This is a genomic window from Arcticibacter svalbardensis MN12-7, from assembly GCF_000403135.1.
In the GTDB taxonomy this organism is placed as follows: domain Bacteria; phylum Bacteroidota; class Bacteroidia; order Sphingobacteriales; family Sphingobacteriaceae; genus Arcticibacter; species Arcticibacter svalbardensis.
Genome location: NZ_AQPN01000145.1, coordinates 148244 through 170506, shown reverse-complemented (window position 1 = coordinate 170506; position 22263 = coordinate 148244). Strand labels below are relative to the sequence as shown.

The following is a 22263-nucleotide window of genomic DNA, read 5'->3' as shown; positions in this document are numbered from 1 at the left end:
TACATTAAATTTTTATAAATTTCAAAATGAAGTTAATATACTAATATCTATAAATAGTGAATCTACTCCTATAAATGAATTAAAAAATTTAAAAAGAAGATTGAAATAACGAGGTTAGCTTATAAAGAGATTGAATTTATTTTTGATTACTACCAAACCTCCTATAACGGAACGTATATTAATGGTGCTCCTTTACCTAAAATAAGTGAGTATTATGAAGTAGGTAATATTATTGAACCCTCTGGTTTATAAGCGTTACATGAAGCTGTTTATGGTGAGCCTACAAAAGAAATCATACAAAACATAAAAGAGTTTGCTAAAAAATTAAAAGAACATGTTGATTTTGCTTCAGAAATATATATTCCAGTTCATTTAAATTCAAGTCAAATTATAGAAAGCATTCGGTCTGGACTAGTTAGCGTTTTCACTTTAGGTATAACAGGTTTTGACACACCAGATTCTGTTAATGGTTTAAAAGAGAGCTACGTAAGTTTACAAAGTATGGAAAGTACATTTTTGTACTTTGAGGAAGGCATACTTCCTGAAGCGAAGCTTAAATTTAACATCTTCTGGGTGCATTTCTCCCGAAGGAAGTGGTCCTGTGTTTAATAATAAATTTGCAGGATAACTGTTTGCTTTTTTTAACATTGTGATGACCTCTTCTTTGGTTTTGTGTTTACCATCTTCTGTTTTGGTATATCCCCAACCTTGTCGTTGCAAGTGGTTTTGTTATTTTATCTTTGGCATCAAACTTTCGTTCCGGAGCTAAAAAATCTTCAGTTCCCAATAAACCTTGTTTGTAAGAAACTAGTACTTTAGGCTGTTTAGAATGAATCATATCATACAATTCTTGACATTTAAAAAGAGAACGATGTCCTGATAATGGACCACCAATACCATCTAACCATATCCCAGCTATAGGTGAATAATTTGTCAATAATTCATCAATTTGATGGGACATAAATTCCAAATAAATATTCAAATCGTGGTCTTGACCATATTTATAATACGGTTCTGGAGTATCAAATTTGGGTCTTGCAGAACTCCCCCATTTATGCAGTTTTTTTTAAGTTCTATGCTTATAAAAACCCAGAATAAACAGTTCATTCGTGCATATGCCTATTTTACACTATTTATAATTCTAGAAGCTCACTGAGATAAGTTGGGTAATTTGCACCTTGTCCACCTCCGCGGGTAATTGAGTCCCCGAAGCAAATGATTTTTTGGTTTGGATCTAATAGACCTTTTGCTTTTAAAAAGAAATATACATTTTGGGCAATAAAGCGATATCCTAATGCTGTGGGATGTACACCATCTTTCTTTCCGCTATTCTTTTCATTACTAATTAGTATATCTTGATTGTGCAGCGGCAAGTTCTGTGCTTTAAATTCGGCATTTAAATCATAAAAAAGCACATTGTTTTCGGCCGCCAAAGTTTTAACAATTTTACCAACCTGATCTATTTTTTGATTTGGCGTTTCCGAAAAGAGACTTTTGTCATGTCTTGAAAACAAGTAAATGCTGTCTGCTGGAATAGGACTCATTAAAACCAACTTGCTTCCAGCCGATTTAATTTTTTTGATTAATTTTTCTAAGTTGGCAGTGTATGTTTTATAATCAACCATTTTGTTAGAATTCAACATATCATTGGTCCCCACCATCATGATGACTAAATCGGGTTTGTTGGCTACAACATCTTTATCTACTCGTTTTAGTAAATCGCTTGTAGCGTTTCCTCCAATACCAGCATTCACTACTTTGTTAATAGTATTTTCAGTATTGCTTACGGTACAATTAATTGCCAAATCGTTTAATCTCACTGGCATTCCTGTATAATTAAACAGTTTAATATTTGCTGCTCCAGCATAAGTGCCTTGAGGATCGGTAGGGTTTCTATAGCGATGTACATCATCCCAAAACGATTCGCCAAATACTATTGGAGATGCAACACTGCGTTTTTTATTTTGATAATTACGTATGGTGATGTTGTGTCCTGATCCATTAATTTCGGCCAAGCGAGCGACAGCGTACTCGCTAGTGCTATCGATTAACTCTAGCTCTACTTTACAATTTTTTACATCATTCCCCACAAAGGTAATAAGTGGCCCGTATAAAGCGTCCCCTTTGGAGTTTTCAATAACACCATTTGTGCCTATAGAAAATGCTTTTTCCTGACAACCAATTGCGGTGGAATTAGTTATTTTAGTTGGTGACAAATTTGCGCTTAAATCGAACCCAGAACGCATATTTTTTACAGTGCAGTTAATAACGGTTATGCCTTGGGTGCGTCTGCCGCTTAATCCTCCTGTGGGATAACTTCTAATGCCATCTTCAGAAAGTGATTTCATTTCATTTGCCAAAATTTTCCCCGGCGGATAATCACTTTTAAACCCAACATTAAAAGCCAAGCCTGAAGTTTCGGCCAGCATTTCATTAGTTGACCTCATTTTTCCTTCTACATAACAATCTTGTATCAATGTATTCACTGCTCCTTGCATAAAAATAGCATGACCATACGCATGTGTCACCACCTTACATCCTATTAGTTTGGTATTAGTTCCTTCAACCAACAAAATAGAATGCTTATGTAAGGGAACCAAGGCTCCTCCTCCTTTACCTAATAAATGTCCGTAACCATAAGGAGAAGACCCCTGAATAACTAAATCTGCATTTTTAATCGTGTTATCATCACCCATGATAGTGAGCATTTGTATACGATTTGCAGGAACATCATCGCCAACATCCTTAGCTTTTAAACCTTCGATGTAGTTATTATTTCCACTTACTAAAAATTCGGCGAATTCACTTTTCCCATAGTTTTTATGCAGCTTGGTGTCGAGATTTAAAGTTACACCCGTTAGAAAGTAACTACTATTATTTCCAGAAAAATGAATTAATGAACCAATACTAAAATCACCTTTCTTATTATTATTTTCACCATATTTAAAAACACTCAACTTTCCTATTGAAACGGACTTAATGGTATATTCACCTGGTTTCATTTTAACCAACACATTGCTTTTTTCTGCGTATTCAGCTAGTTTCTCTACTGAATTGATAAAGATGGTATCACGCAAGTTGTTTTTGGCTTGTGCCGAAAACAGAATCATTGTTAATAATAGTAGACTAATTGTATTTTTCTATTTTTTTTTAAATTTTATTTTTATTCTTTTAAGGATGAAGTTTTATTGAAACGATGCTCCATCAAAAACAGTTTCTTTTTCTGCTTTTAAGGTTACTTCCTTTTTTAAATTTCCGTATCTTACTATAATGGTTTGGTTTTTTATTGATTTTAAACTCACTTTAACCAGTTTAGCCTCTTTCCAATTTATACCAACAGTTATATTTCCTCTTGCTTTCAATCCTTTTATAGTTCCTGAAGGCCAAGCGTCTGGAAGCGCTGGTAATAGGTTAATTTCACCCGTTTGACTTTTCTATTCTCATCTATTTATTTTTATATTCTAAGATTGGATATTCTAAAAGGGGTTATTAGTACCTCCCTATATTAATTTCAATATTAAAAGTTAACGTGCCTATGGCTAATTCAGAAAATAATCAGGTCAAACGTAATAAAATTATTTTATGATTTTTCTTACACGAATTACACCAGTTTACACGAAATAGGTTTTGTTTAAATTCCATGAATCTGACACAGTCAGATAAAATTTTTTCTGTTTTTAGAAAAATCGGTCAAATTAAGTAGAATATTAGCATCAAAGTGCGCATTGATTTTTGTTCGGGCCATAATACCGTAATTCGATAGTTCTATATTATCGTTTACACCTGCTCCTAACAAATTGGAGCCTTTTGAATTTACCTGATCAGTTAATGAATTGTTCTATCGCAATTGAAGGAGGTATGCTACCTGTATGCTGCGTTTAAAAGTGGCCAAATTATGAACAGTAGAGTAACCGGTATTCGTGAAGGAATTGGTTTTGAAGTAGCGACTGCTGCAAATAACAGCATCAAGACAGGAAGTGTATAGCGCATAAAAACGTCATGTGAATTTATATGCAAGTATACCTGTTGTTTCTTTGAACTAAAACGCTCAATATCATTACAATAAGTAATTGTGCTGTAAAACAAAAAACATATGCACTTGTGTAAAAATTTTCCTTAAACTTCAAAATGCATGAGTTTTTATTGGAATCATACACAATCGTTTCCGTAAATAAATCCTTTGAAAAGCTGTTGCGATCCCTTTTTTTTCATCAATTTTACTCATCCAATAATAGATTAAATTAAACCAAACAGGATATGTCTTCAGAATTTTCAGGCAAAGTAGCAGTGATTACCGGTGGTGGTGGTGTGTTATGCAGTACAATGGCAAAGGCGCTTTCTAATAAAGGAGCAAAAATTGCCATCTTAGATTTAAGATTAGAAGTAGCAGAACGTGTAGCTGCAGAAATAAGGGAAAACGGTGGTGAGGCAATAGGTGTTGCCTGCAATGTGTTGGAGGTCGAAAGCCTTAAATTGGCACATGAAAAAGTGAATAAGGAACTTGGATCTTGCGATCTTCTGATCAATGGTGCCGGTGGTAATCATCCTAAGGGAACAACTTCTAAACCATATTTATATGCAGAAGATCTGACCTCAACAGAAGAAGGTCTTAAAACTTTTTTCGACCTTGATCCTGAAGGTATCAAATTTGTGTTCGATTTAAACTTTATAGGAACGCTGCTGCCTACTCAAGTCTTTGCAAAAGATATGATTGGCAAAACTGGTGCTTCTATCATCAATATATCATCCATGAATGCCTTTACTCCATTAACTAAAATTCCTGCATATAGTGGTGCTAAAGCGGCTGTATCAAACTTTACACAATGGCTGGCGGTTCATTTTTCGAAAGTAGGGATCCGTGTAAATGCGTTGGCTCCTGGATTTTTCCTTACTGATCAAAATAGAACATTGTTAACCAATACGGATGGGAGTTTAACCGACCGTGGAAATACAATTATTGCGCAAACACCAATGAGTCGTTTTGGTACACCAGATGATCTTACCGGGACTTTATTATGGTTGTGTGGTGATGGATCGAAGTTTGTAACTGGTGTAGTGATTCCAATTGATGGTGGATTCAGTGCATTTAGTGGAGTTTAATTTTAAATTAAAGACATGTCATTAGAACAAACATGGAGATGGTACGGACCGAATGATCCAGTATCTTTATCCGATATCAGACAGGCGGGCGCTACGGGAATCGTAACGGCTTTACACCATATCCCGAATGGCCAGGTATGGTCTCAGGAGGAAATTCAAAAAAGAATAGCGATAGTAGAACAAGCCGGTTTAACATGGTCTGTTGTGGAAAGTGTACCTGTGCATGAGGATATCAAAAAACGTACGGGTGATTACGAGAAGTATATTTCGAATTATCAAGAAACACTGATTAATCTGGGGGCTTGTGGTATTGATACTGTGTGTTATAATTTTATGCCTGTACTGGATTGGACGCGGACCAATCTGGATTATCCTATGCCTGATGGTTCAACTGCATTGCGTTTTGAAGCAGCAGCATTTGCGGCATTTGAGTTATATATTCTAAAAAGACCTGGTGCTGAAGCGAATTATACCGAAGAGCAACGGGTTAGAGGGAAGGTTTATTTTGAGGCTTTGTCTGAGGATGATAAGCAGAAGTTGGTTAATAATATTATTGCGGGACTTCCAGGATCTGAAGAGGGATATTCGCTTGATGATTTCTTAAAGGTGCTTGCCGGATATGATGCAACTGGGCCAAAAGAGTTGAAGGCTAACTTATATAGCTTTTTGACTGATATAGTACCTGCTGCTGAACAGGCTGGTGTGTTATTATGTATTCACCCTGATGATCCTCCATTCCCAATATTAGGCTTGCCACGTGTGGTAAGTACAGAACAGGATATTAAAGACTTGTATGAAGCAGTTGATAGTCCAAATAATGGCCTGACGTTTTGTACCGGTTCTTTTGGTGTACGGGCTGATAATGATCTTGCTGGTATGGTAGAGCGGTTAGGCGATCGAATTCATTTTATTCATTTGAGAAGCACCCGTCGTGATGATGAAGGGAATTTTAATGAAGCAGATCATTTGGATGGTGATGTCGATATGTATGCAGTGATGAAGGCGCTTGTTGAAGAACAGGATAAACGTAAGGCAGCTGGTCGTAAAGATTTGCGGATGCCTTTCAGACCTGATCATGGACATAAGATGCTGGATGATTTAAAGAAAAAAACCAATCCGGGTTATTCTGGCATTGGTCGTTTAAGAGGTCTTGCAGAATTAAGAGGTTTAGAATTGGGGATTATAAGGAGCAAGGGGTAAATCAAATAAAGATTGATTTTTGCAATGAATGAGTTAAAGTAAAAATTCCGGGTAAGATTTCTTACTCGGAATTTTATATAAATATTACCTGCGATATTATGGAACTAATGTTAAGATCTAGTAACGACAGAGCATCGCTGAAATTTTAGCCCTGGCTAAGAAACTTAATGTTGTTATTGAGAAGAAGGATACTGATACGGGTAAGAGTGCCAGGGAGGTTATTAAACAACGAATATTAAACTTCAAATCTACTGGGCCATCTCCATTCAGGGATCCTGCTAATTGGGAAAGAGAACAGCGCGCAGATAGGGAACTTCCATTTTCTTAGCTATGCCGTTTCTTTTAGATAGGAACATTATTATCTATTCTTTTTCCGACGAATACGAATATCTTCGAAAACTTTTTATTGATGAAAATTCTAATATCTCAGAAATTTCAAGGGTAGAGGTGCTGGGTTTTTACGGCTTAAAGGATACACTTATTTAGACCTCATTTCAATGTCTATGTATTCGAAGTCGATACTCGTTCAATTAGCGTTGACCGTAAAACTATATTTCTATTTTCCATTGGTATCTGAGGCTTTTTTAGTGCCTCAAATAGAGCTTTTGCGGCTTCTTTTCCCATATCAAAAGCGGGCTGAGTTATCGTAGTGAGTGCAGGATTAAGTAAGGAGGCTGTCCGAAGATTGGAAAATCCGATGATCTTGATATCATTCGGGATGTTTATTTTCATTTCCGCACATACTTCATAACATAGGATGGCCAGAAGTTCTACCGAAGCAAAGATCCCATCGGGCCTGTTCTCCTCCGAAAAAAGTGTTTTAATTTTGGTGTGACTTTCTTTAGTGTTGGTATTGCACCTCACAATGTAATGATCATTGGGAACTAGATTGTGCTGTATTAAAGCATCCTGATAACCCTTCATCCGTTGCCGTTCTATAGAGAGATTTCCTGAAAAGGTTAAGTAAGCAATATTTTTACAACCCTTACTGATGAGGTGACTGGTTGCCAGATAACCGCTCTCATAGTCATTTGTGGTTATTTTAACGGTATCAATGCTATCGCAAATACGGTCAAAGAAAACGATGGGGATGTTGTTTTCCTGAAGTTCCTGAAGGTGAGTGATGTCTTCGGTTTCAATTGATAAGGACATTAATACGCCATCTACTCGTCCATTCAAAAGATGCCGGATAATGGAAGCTTCTTTAGCATGATTCTCATGGGTAAGATAGATCAGCACATGGTAGTCGTAATCCTGGGCAACTTCTTCAATTCCATTAATGGCAAGGGAGAAATAATTATTAGCTATTTCGGGTAAAATGATGGCAATCGTCTTGCTACTGCGTTTTCTTAGGCTTCTTGCAAATGGATTAGGCTGATAGTTTAACTCCTTTGCAAGATTGATTACTTTTCGTTTGGTTTCTATGCTAATGTCGTGACTATCGCTTAATGCCCTGGAAACCGTAGAGACGGCCAGGTTTAGTTCTTTTGCGAGTCGTTTTAAATTTACATGATCCATATACCAATACGAAGATATACAATTATGATTAGAGTTCGTACTGGAGGGAGAGGTACGAATCAGGAGACAATTTAGAACTTTAGCAAAAAAAAGGTATTAAACCAAACTTAGACAGTTTGGTTTAATACCTTTTTATGAGAACAAAGCGATTTTAATTGTTTGGTATAAACCTCTTTGTAACGATTAACATTAACTATATTTTACCATCTTCATTGTCTTTCTCGTCAACATGAAGCGTGTCTGTATGCTGTTCAGCATTGTAATTAGCCTGAAGTTCTTCAAGTTTCTTTTTTCCATAAGCCAGGCGGGTGATGAATATAAATAGAACTGGAACGAAAAAGATGGCTAGTAGGGTTGCTGCAAGCATCCCTCCAAATACGGTCCATCCAATCGTTGTACGGGCGATGGCACCAGCACCTGAGGAAAGCATCAATGGGATAATACCTAATATAAAGGCCATGGAGGTCATGATAATAGGTCGAAGTCTTAATTTTACAGCTTCGATAGTCGCAGCAACAACTTCCATTCCCCAATCGACACGTTCTTTAGCAAACTCAACAATTAAGATTGCATTTTTAGCGGCAAGACCAATCAGGGTAACCAATCCAATCTGAGCATATATATTGTTATCAATTTTTGGAAGGAAGGTTAGCGCTAGTATCGCACCAAAGAGTCCTAATGGAACTGATAGCAAAATAGAGAAAGGGACAGACCAGCTCTCGTAGAGTGCCGCAAGTAAAAGGAATACGAACACAATACATAATCCAAAAATGAGTAGCGTGCTGCTTCCTGCTTCACGTTCCTGGGCACTTAAACCGGAGAAGCTGTACGAATAACCTTGTGGTAGGGTTTGCGCGGCAACTTCCTCAAGGGCATCAAGGGCATCACCACTACTATATCCTGCTGCTGCACTTCCACTGACTTCAATTGAACGGAATAAATTGTAATGATTGATAATTGTAGCAGTTTGTGCTATCTGATACTTGACCAATCCGCTTAGAGGAACATTATTCCCAGCTAAATTTTTGACGTATAGTTTACCTATATCTTCAATATGCTGACGATAAGTGGTATCAGCCTGTGTAACTACCCGATAATTTCTTCCATAACGGGTAAAGTCATTGATGTAGCTACTACCAAGATAACTGGAAATTGTACTATAAATAGCACCAACGGATACACCCATCTTTTTAGCTTGCTCCCGGTCAACTGTAAGTTGATAGTTTGGCGTATTGGCATTAAACAAAGTATAGGCCATGGCAATCTCCGGACGTTGGCTTACTGCTCCAAGAAATTTATATGCCGCAGCTTGAAAATCTTTAAGGCTTCCAGCAGTTTGCTCTTCAATTTGAATACTAAAACCCCCACTGACACCTAAGCCGGGAATTGCGGGTGGAGAAACAGCCAGTATACTTCCTTCCTTGCTGCCAGCAAACATACCTTGGATTTGACCTATGGCCTCCACAACGGTTTTTTCGCGCTCGTCCCAATTCTTCATTTGCACGAAGAAAGTTCCGGCATTTGATTTAAATGACCTGTTCAGGATGTTAATTCCCTGGATTGAAGTAATGTTTTTGACTTCAGGAATTTCTTTCTTAATTCTTCCTATAATGGTTTCAATAAATGCATTCGTACGGGCTGCTGAAGCTCCTTCAGGAAGAGATACTCCCATTAGAAAGACACCGGCATCTTCGTTAGGAATGAAACCGGCGGATTTGCTTCTAAATAATCCAACTGTTCCGATAAAAATACATACAAGAAGGATCAATGCCATAGGTGTTTTGCGAATGGTCCATTGAACACCATTAGAATACTTGCCTGTAATATGTTGAAACCATCTATTGAATCTATAGAAGAATTTATTAAGCCCCCTTGACTCTTTATTGAGGTTCATTGGTACTAATAACAGCGAGCACAATGCCGGTGTAAGTGATAATGCAATAAAGGCAGATATAATTACAGATACGGCAATGGTAATGGAAAACTGCTGATAGAGCTGACCAACCATTCCTGGAATAAAACCAACGGGTATAAATACTGCAGCAAGGATAAGTGCGATGGCAATTACCGGAGCTGTAATATCTTTCATTGCTCTGGAGGTTGCTTCTTTGGCAGAGAGCTTCTCGTGATCGATATAATGCTGGACAGCCTCTACCACCACAATGGCGTCATCCACCACTATACCAATAGCCAGTACAAAGGCCAGCATGGTTAACGTATTAATGGAAAAGCCAAGCAAAGTAAAGAAAATGAATGTACCAATAATCGATACTGGAATTGCCAGTACGGGTATTAAAGTCGCTCTCCAACTTTGAAGGAACAGGAATACGACAAGAGTTACCAAGACAAGCGCTTCAATTAAGGTATGAATAACAGCCTCAATGGATACGTTGATTACAGAAACGGTTTCGTAACCGATGGTATAATCCATATCACTTGGAAAGGATCTTTTTAGTTCTTCCAGCGTTTTATAAATCCCTTCAGCTGTTTGGACTGCATTTCCTCCTGGCATTTGATTGATAGCCATCATGGATGCTGCTTTGCCATTTACTTTAGCATTGATTGCATAAGAGAATTCTCCAAGTTCAACCCGGGCGACATCTTTTAAATATACAATTGATCCGTCTGCACCCGTTTTTATAATGATGTTTTTAAACTGATCTTCTGTTTCAAGGTCTCCATCAAGGATTACCGAAAACTCAAATGCCTGAGAGGATTGTTGAGGGGCACCACCTACACTTCCTCCCGGAACCCTTACATTTTGTTCCTGAATAGCGGTAGATACATCTGCTGGAGTTAAGTTCAGCTGGGCCATCTTTCCGGCGTCCAGCCAGATACGCATACTAAAAGGTTGTCCAAAAGACTGTACGTCACCTACACCAGGTACTCGAAGGATGGCATCCCGTATATATAAATTCACGTAATTGGACATGAACTTAACGTCGTGAGTGCCTTTGGGAGAATATAGTCCCAATACCATCAGGATATCTGTATTGGCTTTACGGGTTGTTACTCCAAGGCGTCTTACTGCTTCTGGAAGAGCAGGTTCTGCAATACCTACCCGGTTTTGTACGTCCAGTGTGGCAATGTCAATGTCGGTACCCACATCAAATGTGACGGTAATAGCAGAACGTCCGTCAGATGTACTGTTGGAGGACATATAAGACATTCCTGGTGTACCGTTGATTTGACTTTCTATGGGTGTGGTAACCGTTTTTTCAACTGTTTCGGCATCTGCACCTGTATAGGTACTACTTACGGTTACCGTTGGAGGGGCAATATTTGGGTATTGACTGATAGGTAGCGTGGTTAAAACAATAACACCAATCAGCACAATCAGAATGGAGATGACGATAGCGGTGACGGGTCGTCGTATAAATACTTCTGAGATCATATAGATTTTATCTACTTTGTAATAACATTATTTCTTTGCGGCAGTAGCTGCCTGTGCAGGAGCTCCAGTTTGCACTTTGACTCCTTCTTTGAGGTTTTGTGTGCCTTCACTGACGATTACTTCTCCTGCTTTCAGTCCTTCCTGAATCACAATTTTATCGGCTACCTTAATGCCAAGTTTAACCTGACGTTGAGCTACCTTATTACTGTCGCCTACAACATATACAGTAAATTCGCCCAATTGCTCAATTACAGATTGGTAAGGAATAGTGATTTGTTCACCGGATTGTTTATTGGGTACCTCAACAGTGCAATTCATACCGGCAATAAGTTTTCCGCTATTATTAGGGAAACTGGCACGAACACGAATGGTGCCGGTCTGTGCATCTACCGCTCGATCTACAGCAAGTACTTTCCCGCTAGAGGAGTACTTCGTTTGATCAGATAAAATAATGTCAAAACTGGCTGCTTTCTGTTGTTGTAATCTGGTAAAGTAAGAGATGTCACTTTCGTTGATATTGATGTCTACACCAATTGGATCAGGCGCAGAAAGAGTATTGATTAGGGTTGAACCAGCGGTAACTAATGTTCCTTTTCTAATCATAGTGATCCCTATTTTTCCTGTTAAGGGGGCGATGATTGTAGAGCGGCGAAGATCGGTAGCGGCGTTAGATAGAGTAGCCTGCGCTGCGGAAACTTGTGCTTGTGCGGTTTGTAAATCAGCCTGTGCATAATCTACACGCTGTTTCGCTATGGCATCTTGTGCGGCAAGCCTGGTATACCTTTCTGAGTCCTTTTGGGATTTAGTCAGGTTTGCTTTTGCTATCATAAGCTGTGCATTTGCCTGATTGTAGACGGCCTGGTATCGGCTACGATCAATTTCATATAATTTCTGTCCTTTTGATACCTTTTGGCCATCTTTTACATAAATAGCAGTGATGTAGCCATTTACTTCGGCCCTAAGTTCTACTTCATTTAATGCAACAATAGTTCCCGGGTAAGAATCAATGCCGTTAACTTGTTCCTTTTGAACGGTATAAGTAGTGACAGGGACAGCTGGTGGAGCTGCCTGTGCTTGTTGCTTGCTTTGATCTGATCCTCCACAGGCCGTAAATAAAACGGCACCTATTAGTAAAGAAGCAAGTGTTAATTTGTTATTCATCATGGGTTATTGTTGAATGGTAATGGTTCCTAAAGCCTGTTGTACGTCGAGTTTACTGGATAGCAAACTGTATAATGCATTGAGATAATTAATTTGAGTGGTGCGCAGATCAGTTTCTGCTGTCATCAGTTCCAGGTATGATTTAATACCTTCATCATATTGAACCTTGATGGTATTATACACTTCCTGGGAAAGGGTAACGTTCTGACGGGATGTTTTCCAATCATTCAGATTGGCTTTATATGAGGCCATAGCGGCTTCCGTTTGGCTATAGATCGAATTTTTTGCTTGTATCAGATCCAGATCGGCTCTTTTTTCCTGTAGTTGTGCTTTTCGTATTTCCTGGGTACGTTTGGTTCCCTGGAAAATAGGGATACTGAGGGTCAGGCCGCCAACAGAGCTAGGGTAATTGGTATCATACAGATTCCTAAAGTTATCGTTTAAATAATTTTCGCCGTAATTAATGAAAGCTGAAAGGGTTGGAAGGTATGCTAGTTTATTATAATTTGTGTTGATTCGTTGCAGTTCACGCTGTGTGGCCAATTGTCTGTATTCAACTCTGTTCTGGTAATTGAGTTGTTGTGTGGTGTCCAGCAATATTTCATTTTCCATGCTGGTATTATTTGCATTGATCATAAAATCAGCGGTTACCGGGTAACCTATAAGCTGTTTCAGGTAAGCATATTTGTATTTTAATAATTCGGTAATTCTTTTTTTATCGGCTTGGGAGTTACTTAAGCTGATTTGTGCACGTTTATAATCTGTTTTATCGACAAGGCCTCCTTCATATTGAGCAAATGCATCTTTTAATTGTTTTTGAAGGCGTGCGATATTTTCATCTGTAATGTTTAACTGCTCTCTGCTGGTCAAAATGTCGTAAAAAGCTTTACTAACATCGACAACTGTAGTTATTTCATTGTTCTCTGTGTTTTGTTTGAACTGTTGTCTGAAGAACTTTGCCGTTTTAGATGCTTGGATTAAACCTGCGTTTAATATATTCTGATTAGCCTGTACCGATATTAAGGAGGTGTTTTTGGTTCCTATAGTTACATTAGTGGGCACTCCATCCACTGGGAATACGGAAACTTGTTGTTTAAGGTTATGGTTGAGATTTGCATTACCATTTATTTGGGGCAACCAACCGGAGAGTGCTGATTTGATGTCCCGTTCACCAATTTCTTCATCGATGAGTGCTTGTTTAACAGCTGGCTGGTTTTTTAACGCATATTGAATACACTGATCTAAAGTAGCATTATTGATTGATGAATCTCCTGCTACTGTTTGTCCGTTTATTTTCCCCGGTATAACAAAGGGTATAGCTAATACTAATGAGAAGATTAGTTTGTTGATTTTCATATGATTGGGTGAGTGGTAATTGTAGTAGGTTGCTTTTTTATCCCATCCCAGATTATCAGGGCTGTTTCTCGAAGTTTTTCTTTTGTAAATTCATAATGACCTGATAAATGGTATTTTGCCGCAGCAACAATGCTTCCATGGATAACAGGCATAAGCAGTTGGTAATCCATTTTGCGGATATGTCCCGAATCAATGCCCTTTTGGAAAAATGGAACGATTCGGGTTAAAAATAGTTTGCTTTCTATTTCAGGATTTGAATTCCTGTAGGGGGAAGTCAAGTATTGCTCAAGAAAATATAAGGCATTTTCATGGGCTATAAAATACTCGCATTGATCTACCCAGTATTGAATAAACAGATCTTTGTAAGACAGGATATTGTTTTCTAAGGGTATTGTGTCGGCAAGACCATCTTTGACGTAAATGTAGAGTGCTTTGATCAGGGCATCTTTACTTTCAAAGTAATGATAAATTGTGCCGGCGGCTACATTTGCATTTTTAGCGATCAGGCTCATAGGTGTACCATGGAAGCCGTGCTCCTTAATTAAGCACAATGTGCTATCAAAAATTGCTGTCTTTTTACAGGTAAAATTGTTTAATTGAACGTTCATTCGGTTGCAAATATAGGGCTCAGATGAAAAAAAAATAGTGTTCGATTAGATAATGACATTTGGATGAGATGATCGAAATCCTTGTAAAATTTCTAACATATTGCGATTTTAGGTAGCAATTTTATCATTAATGTTTGCTAAAAGATATTCTTTATGCCAAATGTCAGGTAGATAAATGATATTGATCAGATTAGGAAAGTGGAAAGAAAGTAACTTTGATGCATCAAACCAGAAGTCATGGCTAACGAAAAAATATCAAGAGTGAGCACATCCATATTTACCTGTCACTGCTGTAACTCACCATTAAATTACGTACAAATATTAAACGATGATTTGAGAATTCAGGAAGATTTTTTTGAATGTCAGAATTGTGGTACCCGTATTGATAGCTTAATGACGGAAGATGAGGATGTACCTGCTTTCTTCGATTAACACTGTTTTATTGATATTGAGGCTACATGATGAATCAAAAATGTACTTGGCAATCAGATTTTAACTAGTACCCAACAGTATAAAAAATTAATTATTGGCAGTTTTCTAATTGGAAATTGCCATTTTTTATTTTAATAAAGCTTCCTGAAAATATATTTGACAGTGTTTAAGATTAATAACCTGATTTAATTTCTGAGGTATTTCGTTGCTGGCTCAACAGTAAATACCTTTTTAACTCCCTTTAGATTTACGCTATCTCTATAAAAATTGGAATTTCTGGAAGGATAATTATGGCCCATATCCTACTATTTTGGCATAAGGATCCGGTATATTTTGATCAAGAGTATACTAATGAAGAAATATTTCATTAAGTTTCGTCCTTTTACAATTTTATTATGGTCACTTTTTTTGAAGCTTCAATTGAGCAACTATCCATTCATCGTATTGGAAACAAGATGCAGGATGAATTTTATGTTCTATCTGAAGAACCTCTAAAAATAGAGGATGAATTTTTAAGTAAACTCCTTCTCCAGTATTTTCTAAAACCTTTTGAGAAAATAAACGAAGTTTATCGGTTGATCCATTCAAGTGATAATCTGGATTTAAACGAGATATTTCATTTTTGTACTTCTATTTTTGATGATGCAGGATGCTTTCATGAAAATAGTGAATTAATGGCAAAGTATCTGTACGAGGTCTCTAGTCATCCTAAGATAAAATCAGGTGAACTTTATGTCGTCTTGTTTAAAAATGTTCAAATTGAAGGTGAGCTTTTGGATGCCCTTGGCATATTTAAATCAGAGACAAAGGATACTTATCTAAAAATATTGCCAGTTCAAAGTGGGTTTGAGATGGAATATGAAGAAAGTGGAATTGACATCAATAAGCTGGATAAGGGAGCGCTGATTTTTAAGACAGAAAAAGAATTGGGGTACAAGGTGATGGTGGCAGATCAAACGAACCGAAGTTCAGAAGCCGTATACTGGAAGGATGATTTTTTGAAATTAGGGATTCGTAATGATAGTTATAATCAAACTTTCAACACTTTGGGCGTATATAAAAGTTTTATTACCTCAGCAGTAGAAGCAGAGTTTGAAGTGACAAAGGCTGACAAAATTGACCTTTTAAATAAATCAATGAAGTATTTCAAAGATAAGGACAGCTTTGATATAGATGAATTTTCCAGGGAGGTGATAGGTAATACTATAGCAATTGAATCATTTAAAACGTTCAAGAGCAATTATGAACAAGAATTCAGTACAGAGATTAGTGATTCTTTTGATATTTCAGCAGCGGCAGTTAAAAGCCAGACTAAAAACTATAAAACTGTTTTAAAGTTAGATAAGAATTTTCATATTTATATTCATGGAAACAGGGAATTCATTGAAAAGGGTTTTGATGATGGAAAGTCTATGAATTATTAAGTTTATTTTAAGGAAGAAGAATAGCGGATTCCAATCTCATTATTGATTTAATTTAATATGATATGTTAAAAAAAACTTTTCGAATACTTGTGTATTGTACTGTGTTGATATCGTTTGGCTGTTCTTCATCTCCAAAAACGCAAGACTTTTATGGAGAATGGAAGTATATTAAAGTGGAAAACCCTAATCAAAATCCTCCAAATACAACATCAGAGGAAGAGCTTTCTGCAAATGATCCATCTATTACCTTTACCTCGAAAGGGGATATAGTGATGATGTGGGGAGGCAAGCAGCTTTCTCATGGTACTTTTAAAATTGAGTATCCTACGATAAGTTATCAGGAAAGTATGGCTGACGGGAAGATTAGGAGTATTCGTTTTTTGATAAAGAAATTTGATCAGGATATTTTGGTATTTGAAACCATGGAGGCAGATGCAGTACGTGTTACTGCTCGAAAAGTGACTGCAAAATAACTACATTTGCGAATATATAAGTTATGGTCTCGGTTAGATTTCTGCCTCTTCTCTCAGTTCTATTTTTTTTAAATAGTATTACGCTGCAAGCTCAGGTCGATTCTGCGGTTCTGGAAATGCATTCTTTACAAGATTCATCTGTTCTATCTGATTCAGTATATTCTTTAAATATAAATTCTTTCCAGGCACCGGATCCTAATAGAGCAAATCTTTTTAAGGATAGCCTTATTGCTGTACATACTGTAAAAAACCTGGATTTTGTTGGTTGGGCAAAAAAATTTGTAAAAAATGAGCAGCAGTATAATAAAGGTGCTCCAAGAAAAAAAGGGGAACTATGGGTTATCGCATTTGTATTTGTGGCTCTTATTCTCTTCGCTATTTTGAGAAACATGTTCTTTAATGAACTATCAGCTATCATAAATGCTTTTTTCAGTAACCGGGTTTTAGGTCAGATAAATAAGGAGGAGAAGTTTTTTAATTCATGGCCTTTTGTGTTTCTCTATTTACTGTTTGGCTTTACTATTGGTATGTTTTTATATCAATGTGGGAAATATTTTCAACTCTCCTATTCATATAGTGGTTTTCAATGGTTTTTAAGGCTTTCCATGATTGTAATTGGGTTGTTTACATTAAAAATTATTTTGCTAAGACTGCTTGGGTTTCTGTTTGACTCGGTAAAGTTGGTTAAGGAGTATATTTCAATACTATTTTTAAGCTATTTTAGTGCAGCTCTATTGTTTCTGCCAATTGTTGTTGCCTTTAGTTTAACCCCTACACGCTTTGCACCGTATTATATCTATTTGTCTTTAGCCTTAATCCTATTTATTGCTTTTTTTCAGTTCACCCGGGCTGTTTCAAATATTTTAACAAGCTACAAGTTCCCTAAACTATATTTAATTCTGTATCTTTGTGCCCTCGAAATCTGCCCAATATTAGTGTTAATTAAAGCTCTCAGGTTCTAAAATAAAGATGCAGTTATCAGACTCAAGAAGAAAGAAAGTTAAGAATGTTTTGGTTACTTTACCAAAACCGGAAACAGAAAAATCGCCTTATTATGAACTTGCGAAAAAGTACAATGTAAAAGTTGACTTTCGTTCATTTATACATGTTGATGCCGTATCAGCAAAGGATTTCAGAAAAGAAAAAATCAATTTAGCTGACTTCAGCTCTGTTGTTTTTACTAGTAGAAATGCAGCTGATCATTTTTTCAGAATCTGTGAAGAGATGAGATATGACGTCCCCTCAGAAATGAAATATTTTTGTCTTTCAGAGAATATCGCGTTGTATTTGCAAAAGTATATCCAGTACAGGAAGCGTAAAATCTTTTTTGGTAAGCAAACTGCAGCAGATCTTGCAGAGGTTTTAAAAAAGAATGCGTCAGAAAAGTTTTTGTATCCATGTTCTGATATGGCGGCCGAAGAAATGTTGAAATTTATGCAGGATAATGGTTATGATATAACTCCTGCTGTATTATTTCGCACTGTTTGTAGTGATCTTTCAGATTTAGCTGATGTGTTTTATGATGTTATTGCCTTTTTTAGCCCATCAAGTATTCAGTCGCTGTATAAAAATTTCCCAACTTTTGTACAAAATGATACGCGTATTGCGGCCTTTGGCGTCAGTACGCAGAAAGCAATTCATGAAAGGAATTTAATTCTTGATATTCCAGCTCCAACACCTGCAGCCCCTAGTATGACTATGGCTATAGAACAATATCTGAAAATAGCCAATAAGTAGAGGTTTATGAACTTAAAGTAGTCTATCTTAAGCATATTGAGTATTAATTGAGAATATATGAGAAAATTTTTACACAGTTGGCCTCAATTAGTAAAGGTTTTAATATCTTAGTCTAATATTTAAAGTGTATCATTTACAAATGAAAAAAGTTTCCATTGTTGCTTTTTTCCTCATCTCAGTTATTTTCGCAAGTTGCGGTAAAGGTGGAGCAGGAGGAGAATTAATAGGAGTAAAGAGCAAGAAAGTGAGTACAAATCAAGTCCCTTATGGAATGGTTTATGTGCCGGCTGGTACTTTTATTATGGGTCAAACAGATCAGGATATAACATTTTCTCAAGTTGCTCAAAATAAACAAGTCACTGTTCAGGCATTTTACATGGATGAAACTGAAATTACAAACAGTGAATACCATCAGTTTGTAAACTGGGTTAGAGATTCGATTGCTATTACTGACTATTTACAGGATCCACAATTTTTTATACAGCCGAATAAGCAAGGAGAGAATACTTCGTCCCGAAAAAATATAGATTGGAGAAAGGTTGGAGATGGATCTTCAATTTGGGGAAACAAAAAGAACACAGCAAACGTAAACAAACTTCAGGGAATGTATTACCAGGGAGAGGACAGGATATTCGATCAGAATGAGATTGATGTGCGCTTGCTGAAATATAATTTTGCTATGATGAATTTGCAGAATGCCGCAAATAACCGTGGTGATCGAACAAAGAAGAGGTCAGACTTTATTTTTAGAGATACAGTCGCAATTTATCCTGATACCCTTAGTTGGTTAGCTGACTTTGCTTATGCGCAAAATGATCCATTAACAGAGGGCTATTTTACACATCCTTCATATGCTAATTATCCGGTAGTAGGAGTGACATGGAGACAGGCCAGGGCCTTTACGGTATGGCGAACCAGATTATATGGAAATTCCGAAAATGGAAAAAGAGGTCCTCGTCTTCCTTATGGTTTACCATCAGAAGCAGAATTTGAATATGCAGCTCGTGGTGGACGGATTGGAACTGATTATCCATGGGGGGGACCCTATATACGCAATGCAAAGGGATGTCTGATGGCTAACTTTAAGCCAGGACGTGGAAACTATAATGACGATGGAGGAGCCACTACTGTAAATGTAAAGTCTTATTTTCCAAATGACTATGGTCTTTATAATATGGCAGGTAATGTAGCAGAATGGACCTCGTCTGCTTATGATGAGTCGGCTTCTACATTTGTTCATGATTTAAATCCGGTATTTAGTTATGAAGCGAAAGCCAGTGATCCGGAGGTAATGAAGAGAAAGGTAGTAAGAGGAGGTTCATGGAAAGACATAGGTTATTTCCTGCAAAATTCAACTCGAACTTATGAATATCAGGATACATCAAAATCATATATAGGTTTCCGCTGTGTAACTCGTTTCCCGGGAAGGGATATTAGAGACAAGAGTTCAATTTAGAAATTCAAATAATTCAACAATAAAATGGCTGATAAAAAAAGTGCAGGTGCAGAGGCTTTTCTACATAAAGCAATTTCATGGGGAGCAAGTGTGGTGATTTTAGGCGCATTGTTTAAAATATTGCATCTTGGGGGAATTTGGGGGAATTATATGATTGGGATAGGACTGGGAGTCGAAGCCTTTTTGTTTTTCATCACGGGGTTTGTTCCACCAGCAAAAGATCTTGAATGGTCTAAAGTATATCCTGAACTGGCAGATGATTTTTCAGGAGAACCATCAGTTAAATCGGTAAAGCCTGCTACTCAAGCTCCATCGACAACAGTGGCTTTAGATAAGATGTTAGCAGATGCGAAAATTAGTCCTGAACTTATAGAAAGCTTAGGCACTGGATTAAGAACTTTTGGCGATAAAGTAGCATCTATATCGAATGTTGCGGATGCTTCTTTGATAGCAAAAGATTTTACTGATAAGGTAAAAGGAGCTTCTATTGGATTTGGCAGGTTGAGTGAAACATTTGACAGAGCAACCGAAAATCTTAGAGAACTGGGAAATTCTAATTCTGATACAAAATCTTATCATGATCAGGTTAATAATTTGGCAAAAAATTTATCAGCACTGAACACCGTATATGAGCTTGAATTACAAGATTCAAGTGCTCATTTGAAGTCAATGAATAAATTCTATCAGAATGTTTCTGTTACTATGCAGAACTTTAATGAATCATTGGAGGACTCAAAGAAATTTAAAGATGAAGTTGGCCATCTGGCTAAAAATCTAGCATCTCTAAATGCTATTTATGGTAATATGCTTTCAGCAATGAACCAGCCAAGAGTTTAATCAGATCAGGTTTATTAATTATTTCAATATTAAACAATGGCAGGAGGAAAAGAAACGACGAGACAGAAGATGATCAATATCATGTATTTGGTATTGCTAGCTATGCTCGCGTTGAATGTGTCGGATAGTATTCTTAATGCATTTAAAAATATTAATGACAGTTTGGAAATGTCTCGTTCAAATGTCAATACAAGTGTAGAGCAACTTTTTGCAGCATTTGAAGCTACGAAGCTTCAAAAAGAACCAGAAAGAGCTCGCCCAATATATGAGAAAGCTAAAAAAGCACAATCCGTTGCTGAAGAGCTTAATTCTTACATTGAAGAACTCAAAAAAGAATTTGTAACAGCTGGTCAAGGCTACAATCCTGAAACAGGCGACCTGGTTCAACGCGATAATATGGATATTGCTCCTGGTATTATGATAAATAAGAGGAAGGGTAAAATGTTAAAGGAAAAAATTAACGAAACCCGAGAAAAGCTCATTGCGTTAGTTGATCCTAAGGAACGCGCAGGTTTATCAATGTCACTACAAGCAAATGATCCGGTTAAGGGCAGGGCTAAATGGGAAGAGGCTAATTTTGGTGAAGGTACACCGCTGACTGCAGCAATGACCATATTAACTAAAATACAGACGGACGCTAAGAATACAGAAGCTGATGTTATAAAAAGGATTTTAGGAAAAATGGATGTGGCAATTGTAAATCTGGATAAATTTGCAGCAGTCGCTGTTGCTCCAACATCTTATTTAATTCAAGGGCAACCATATACTGCTGAAGTGTTTTTGACAGCTTATGATTCAAGGACTACTCCTACAATAAGTGTAGGAGGTTCAAACCTTACCTTGCGAGATGGAAAGGGTCTATATTCTGTATCAACTACACGTGAAGGAATATTTTCATGGTCAGGAATTATCAAAGTAAAACAAACAGATGGCAAAATAAAGGAATACCGTACCCCTGAGCAAAAATATCAGGTTGCACGTCCTTCTGCTGTTGTTTCGCCAGATAAAATGAATGTTTTTTATATAGGAGTATCTAATCCGGTTTCGGTGTCTGCTCCTGGAATATCCAAAGAGAAGCTGAGGGTTAGTATGAGTGGAGGCTCAATAAAAGGTTCTCAAGGGAAATATACAGTCAATGTTAGTTCTCCTGGCGCTGCTAAGGTTTCTGTTTCAGCGGAAATAGCTCCCGGCAGAGTTCAGACAATTGGAAGTACTGAATTTCGCGTGAAGCGGATACCTGATCCGGTAGCAAAATTTGCAGGCAAAACAGGTGGCGTAATGAGCTCAGTGGCAATAAAATCCCAGGGGAAAGTATTTGCGATGTTAGAAAACTTTGACTTTGACGCTAAGTTTACTGTAACCCGGTTTACTCTAATTATTGCTAAACCAAGAGCTGATGCAGTGGTACTAAGTGTTTCGGGTAATAGCTTAAGTGCTGCTATGCATTCTGCTTTAGCTGGAATAGGTCCAGGTTCAAGAGTTATATTCGACAATATTGTTGCAGTGGGTCCTGATGGGTCTCAAAGGGCTTTAAATTCTATTGCATTAACTGCTAATTAATCAGAAA

The 22263-nt window shown here is 37.2% G+C and carries 19 protein-coding genes; 10 read left to right on the top strand and 9 right to left on the bottom strand.

The genetic code is table 11. From position 1 onward, the window contains the following. Window positions 1–492: 492 nt before the first annotated feature. From ADIARSV_RS23295 to ADIARSV_RS22020, 4 genes are all read right to left on the bottom strand, one after another. Window positions 493–720 carry an alpha-L-fucosidase gene (locus ADIARSV_RS23295; protein ID WP_200864787.1) on the bottom strand — a complete coding sequence of 76 codons (228 nt, stop codon included), beginning with the start codon at window positions 718–720 and terminating at the stop codon, window positions 493–495. Next, entirely contained in the window at window positions 677–982 is a 306-nt protein-coding gene (locus ADIARSV_RS22280; protein ID WP_262482261.1) for an alpha-L-fucosidase, read from the bottom strand. Before ADIARSV_RS22280 ends, ADIARSV_RS23295 begins: the two co-directional genes overlap by 44 nt. A 151-nt stretch (window positions 983–1133) precedes the next feature. After that, entirely contained in the window at window positions 1134–3110 is a 1977-nt protein-coding gene (locus ADIARSV_RS20870) for an SGNH/GDSL hydrolase family protein (protein WP_016197470.1), read from the bottom strand. A gap of 75 nt (window positions 3111–3185) precedes the next feature. Then, entirely contained in the window at window positions 3186–3371 is a 186-nt protein-coding gene (locus ADIARSV_RS22020; protein WP_394331159.1) for a glycoside hydrolase family 95-like protein, read from the bottom strand. 886 nt (window positions 3372–4257) lie between these two features. On the opposite strand from ADIARSV_RS22020, the gene ADIARSV_RS19800 reads away from it, so the two are divergent. Beyond that, entirely contained in the window at window positions 4258–5100 is an 843-nt protein-coding gene (locus ADIARSV_RS19800) for an SDR family oxidoreductase (RefSeq protein WP_016197466.1), read from the top strand. Between the two features lie 15 nt (window positions 5101–5115). Beyond that, entirely contained in the window at window positions 5116–6300 is a 1185-nt protein-coding gene (gene uxuA / locus ADIARSV_RS19795; protein WP_016197465.1) for a mannonate dehydratase, read from the top strand. 501 nt (window positions 6301–6801) lie between these two features. Here the strand turns inward: uxuA and ADIARSV_RS19790 are convergent. From ADIARSV_RS19790 to ADIARSV_RS22015, 5 genes are all read right to left on the bottom strand, one after another. Continuing rightward, window positions 6802–7818 (bottom strand): LacI family DNA-binding transcriptional regulator, encoded by a 1017-nt coding sequence (locus ADIARSV_RS19790; RefSeq protein WP_016197464.1) that lies wholly within the window; start codon window positions 7816–7818, stop codon window positions 6802–6804. Window positions 7819–8011: 193 nt separating this feature from the next. Next, window positions 8012–11212: an efflux RND transporter permease subunit gene (locus tag ADIARSV_RS19785; protein WP_016197463.1), complete on the bottom strand. Its 3201-nt coding sequence runs from the start codon at window positions 11210–11212 to the stop codon at window positions 8012–8014. A 27-nt stretch (window positions 11213–11239) separates the two neighbouring features. Then, window positions 11240–12376 carry an efflux RND transporter periplasmic adaptor subunit gene (locus tag ADIARSV_RS19780; protein WP_235048455.1) on the bottom strand — a complete coding sequence of 379 codons (1137 nt, stop codon included), beginning with the start codon at window positions 12374–12376 and terminating at the stop codon, window positions 11240–11242. A 3-nt stretch (window positions 12377–12379) separates the two neighbouring features. Further along, on the bottom strand, window positions 12380–13729 hold the full coding sequence (locus ADIARSV_RS19775; protein ID WP_016197461.1) for a TolC family protein: 1350 nt from the start codon (window positions 13727–13729) through the stop codon (window positions 12380–12382). After that, on the bottom strand, window positions 13726–14337 hold the full coding sequence (locus ADIARSV_RS22015; RefSeq protein WP_016197460.1) for a TetR/AcrR family transcriptional regulator: 612 nt from the start codon (window positions 14335–14337) through the stop codon (window positions 13726–13728). Before ADIARSV_RS22015 ends, ADIARSV_RS19775 begins: the two co-directional genes overlap by 4 nt. A gap of 237 nt (window positions 14338–14574) precedes the next feature. Here ADIARSV_RS22015 and ADIARSV_RS21685 point away from each other — a divergent pair, with 237 nt between their 5' ends. The 8 genes from ADIARSV_RS21685 to porM all read left to right on the top strand — a co-directional run bounded on the left by ADIARSV_RS21685 (window position 14575) and on the right by porM (window position 22256). Beyond that, the gene (locus tag ADIARSV_RS21685) at window positions 14575–14769 is read left to right on the top strand and encodes a hypothetical protein (protein ID WP_016197459.1); all 195 of its coding nucleotides are present in this window, start codon (window positions 14575–14577) and stop codon (window positions 14767–14769) included. A 395-nt stretch (window positions 14770–15164) separates the two neighbouring features. Beyond that, window positions 15165–16193 carry a nucleoid-associated protein gene (locus ADIARSV_RS19765; RefSeq protein ID WP_016197457.1) on the top strand — a complete coding sequence of 343 codons (1029 nt, stop codon included), beginning with the start codon at window positions 15165–15167 and terminating at the stop codon, window positions 16191–16193. Between the two features lie 62 nt (window positions 16194–16255). Beyond that, window positions 16256–16666, top strand: coding sequence for a hypothetical protein (locus tag ADIARSV_RS19760; RefSeq protein WP_040300730.1), 411 nt, complete (start codon window positions 16256–16258; stop codon window positions 16664–16666). A gap of 23 nt (window positions 16667–16689) precedes the next feature. Next, complete coding sequence (locus tag ADIARSV_RS19755; protein ID WP_016197455.1) at window positions 16690–17628, top strand: DUF4271 domain-containing protein; 939 nt, start codon at window positions 16690–16692, stop codon at window positions 17626–17628. Window positions 17629–17635: 7 nt separating this feature from the next. Then, complete coding sequence (locus tag ADIARSV_RS19750; protein WP_016197454.1) at window positions 17636–18403, top strand: uroporphyrinogen-III synthase; 768 nt, start codon at window positions 17636–17638, stop codon at window positions 18401–18403. A gap of 139 nt (window positions 18404–18542) precedes the next feature. Beyond that, on the top strand, window positions 18543–19859 hold the full coding sequence (locus tag ADIARSV_RS19745) for a gliding motility-associated lipoprotein (protein WP_016197453.1): 1317 nt from the start codon (window positions 18543–18545) through the stop codon (window positions 19857–19859). A gap of 24 nt (window positions 19860–19883) precedes the next feature. After that, the gene (gene porL / locus ADIARSV_RS19740; RefSeq protein WP_016197452.1) at window positions 19884–20696 is read left to right on the top strand and encodes a type IX secretion system motor protein PorL/GldL; all 813 of its coding nucleotides are present in this window, start codon (window positions 19884–19886) and stop codon (window positions 20694–20696) included. A 36-nt stretch (window positions 20697–20732) separates the two neighbouring features. Further along, on the top strand, window positions 20733–22256 hold the full coding sequence (gene porM, locus ADIARSV_RS19735; protein WP_016197451.1) for a type IX secretion system motor protein PorM/GldM: 1524 nt from the start codon (window positions 20733–20735) through the stop codon (window positions 22254–22256). The last annotated feature ends 7 nt before the right edge of the window (window positions 22257–22263 follow it).

What these genes read in the sequence shown, in the direction of transcription:
- ADIARSV_RS21685 (WP_016197459.1), top strand. Translation starts at nt 14,575, where the DNA reads ATGGCTAACGAAAAAATATCAAGAGTGAGCACATCCATATTTACCTGT.
- ADIARSV_RS19775 (WP_016197461.1), bottom strand. Translation starts at nt 13,729, where the DNA reads ATGAAAATCAACAAACTAATCTTCTCATTAGTATTAGCTATACCCTTT.
- ADIARSV_RS19785 (WP_016197463.1), bottom strand. Translation starts at nt 11,212, where the DNA reads ATGATCTCAGAAGTATTTATACGACGACCCGTCACCGCTATCGTCATC.
- ADIARSV_RS19765 (WP_016197457.1), top strand. Translation starts at nt 15,165, where the DNA reads ATGGTCACTTTTTTTGAAGCTTCAATTGAGCAACTATCCATTCATCGT.
- ADIARSV_RS19780 (WP_235048455.1), bottom strand. Translation starts at nt 12,376, where the DNA reads ATGATGAATAACAAATTAACACTTGCTTCTTTACTAATAGGTGCCGTT.
- uxuA (WP_016197465.1), top strand. Translation starts at nt 5,116, where the DNA reads ATGTCATTAGAACAAACATGGAGATGGTACGGACCGAATGATCCAGTA.
- ADIARSV_RS19760 (WP_040300730.1), top strand. Translation starts at nt 16,256, where the DNA reads ATGTTAAAAAAAACTTTTCGAATACTTGTGTATTGTACTGTGTTGATA.
- ADIARSV_RS19745 (WP_016197453.1), top strand. Translation starts at nt 18,543, where the DNA reads ATGAAAAAAGTTTCCATTGTTGCTTTTTTCCTCATCTCAGTTATTTTC.
- ADIARSV_RS19755 (WP_016197455.1), top strand. Translation starts at nt 16,690, where the DNA reads ATGGTCTCGGTTAGATTTCTGCCTCTTCTCTCAGTTCTATTTTTTTTA.
- ADIARSV_RS19800 (WP_016197466.1), top strand. Translation starts at nt 4,258, where the DNA reads ATGTCTTCAGAATTTTCAGGCAAAGTAGCAGTGATTACCGGTGGTGGT.
- porL (WP_016197452.1), top strand. Translation starts at nt 19,884, where the DNA reads ATGGCTGATAAAAAAAGTGCAGGTGCAGAGGCTTTTCTACATAAAGCA.
- ADIARSV_RS19750 (WP_016197454.1), top strand. Translation starts at nt 17,636, where the DNA reads ATGCAGTTATCAGACTCAAGAAGAAAGAAAGTTAAGAATGTTTTGGTT.
- ADIARSV_RS22015 (WP_016197460.1), bottom strand. Translation starts at nt 14,337, where the DNA reads ATGAACGTTCAATTAAACAATTTTACCTGTAAAAAGACAGCAATTTTT.
- ADIARSV_RS20870 (WP_016197470.1), bottom strand. Translation starts at nt 3,110, where the DNA reads ATGATTCTGTTTTCGGCACAAGCCAAAAACAACTTGCGTGATACCATC.
- ADIARSV_RS19790 (WP_016197464.1), bottom strand. Translation starts at nt 7,818, where the DNA reads ATGGATCATGTAAATTTAAAACGACTCGCAAAAGAACTAAACCTGGCC.
- porM (WP_016197451.1), top strand. Translation starts at nt 20,733, where the DNA reads ATGGCAGGAGGAAAAGAAACGACGAGACAGAAGATGATCAATATCATG.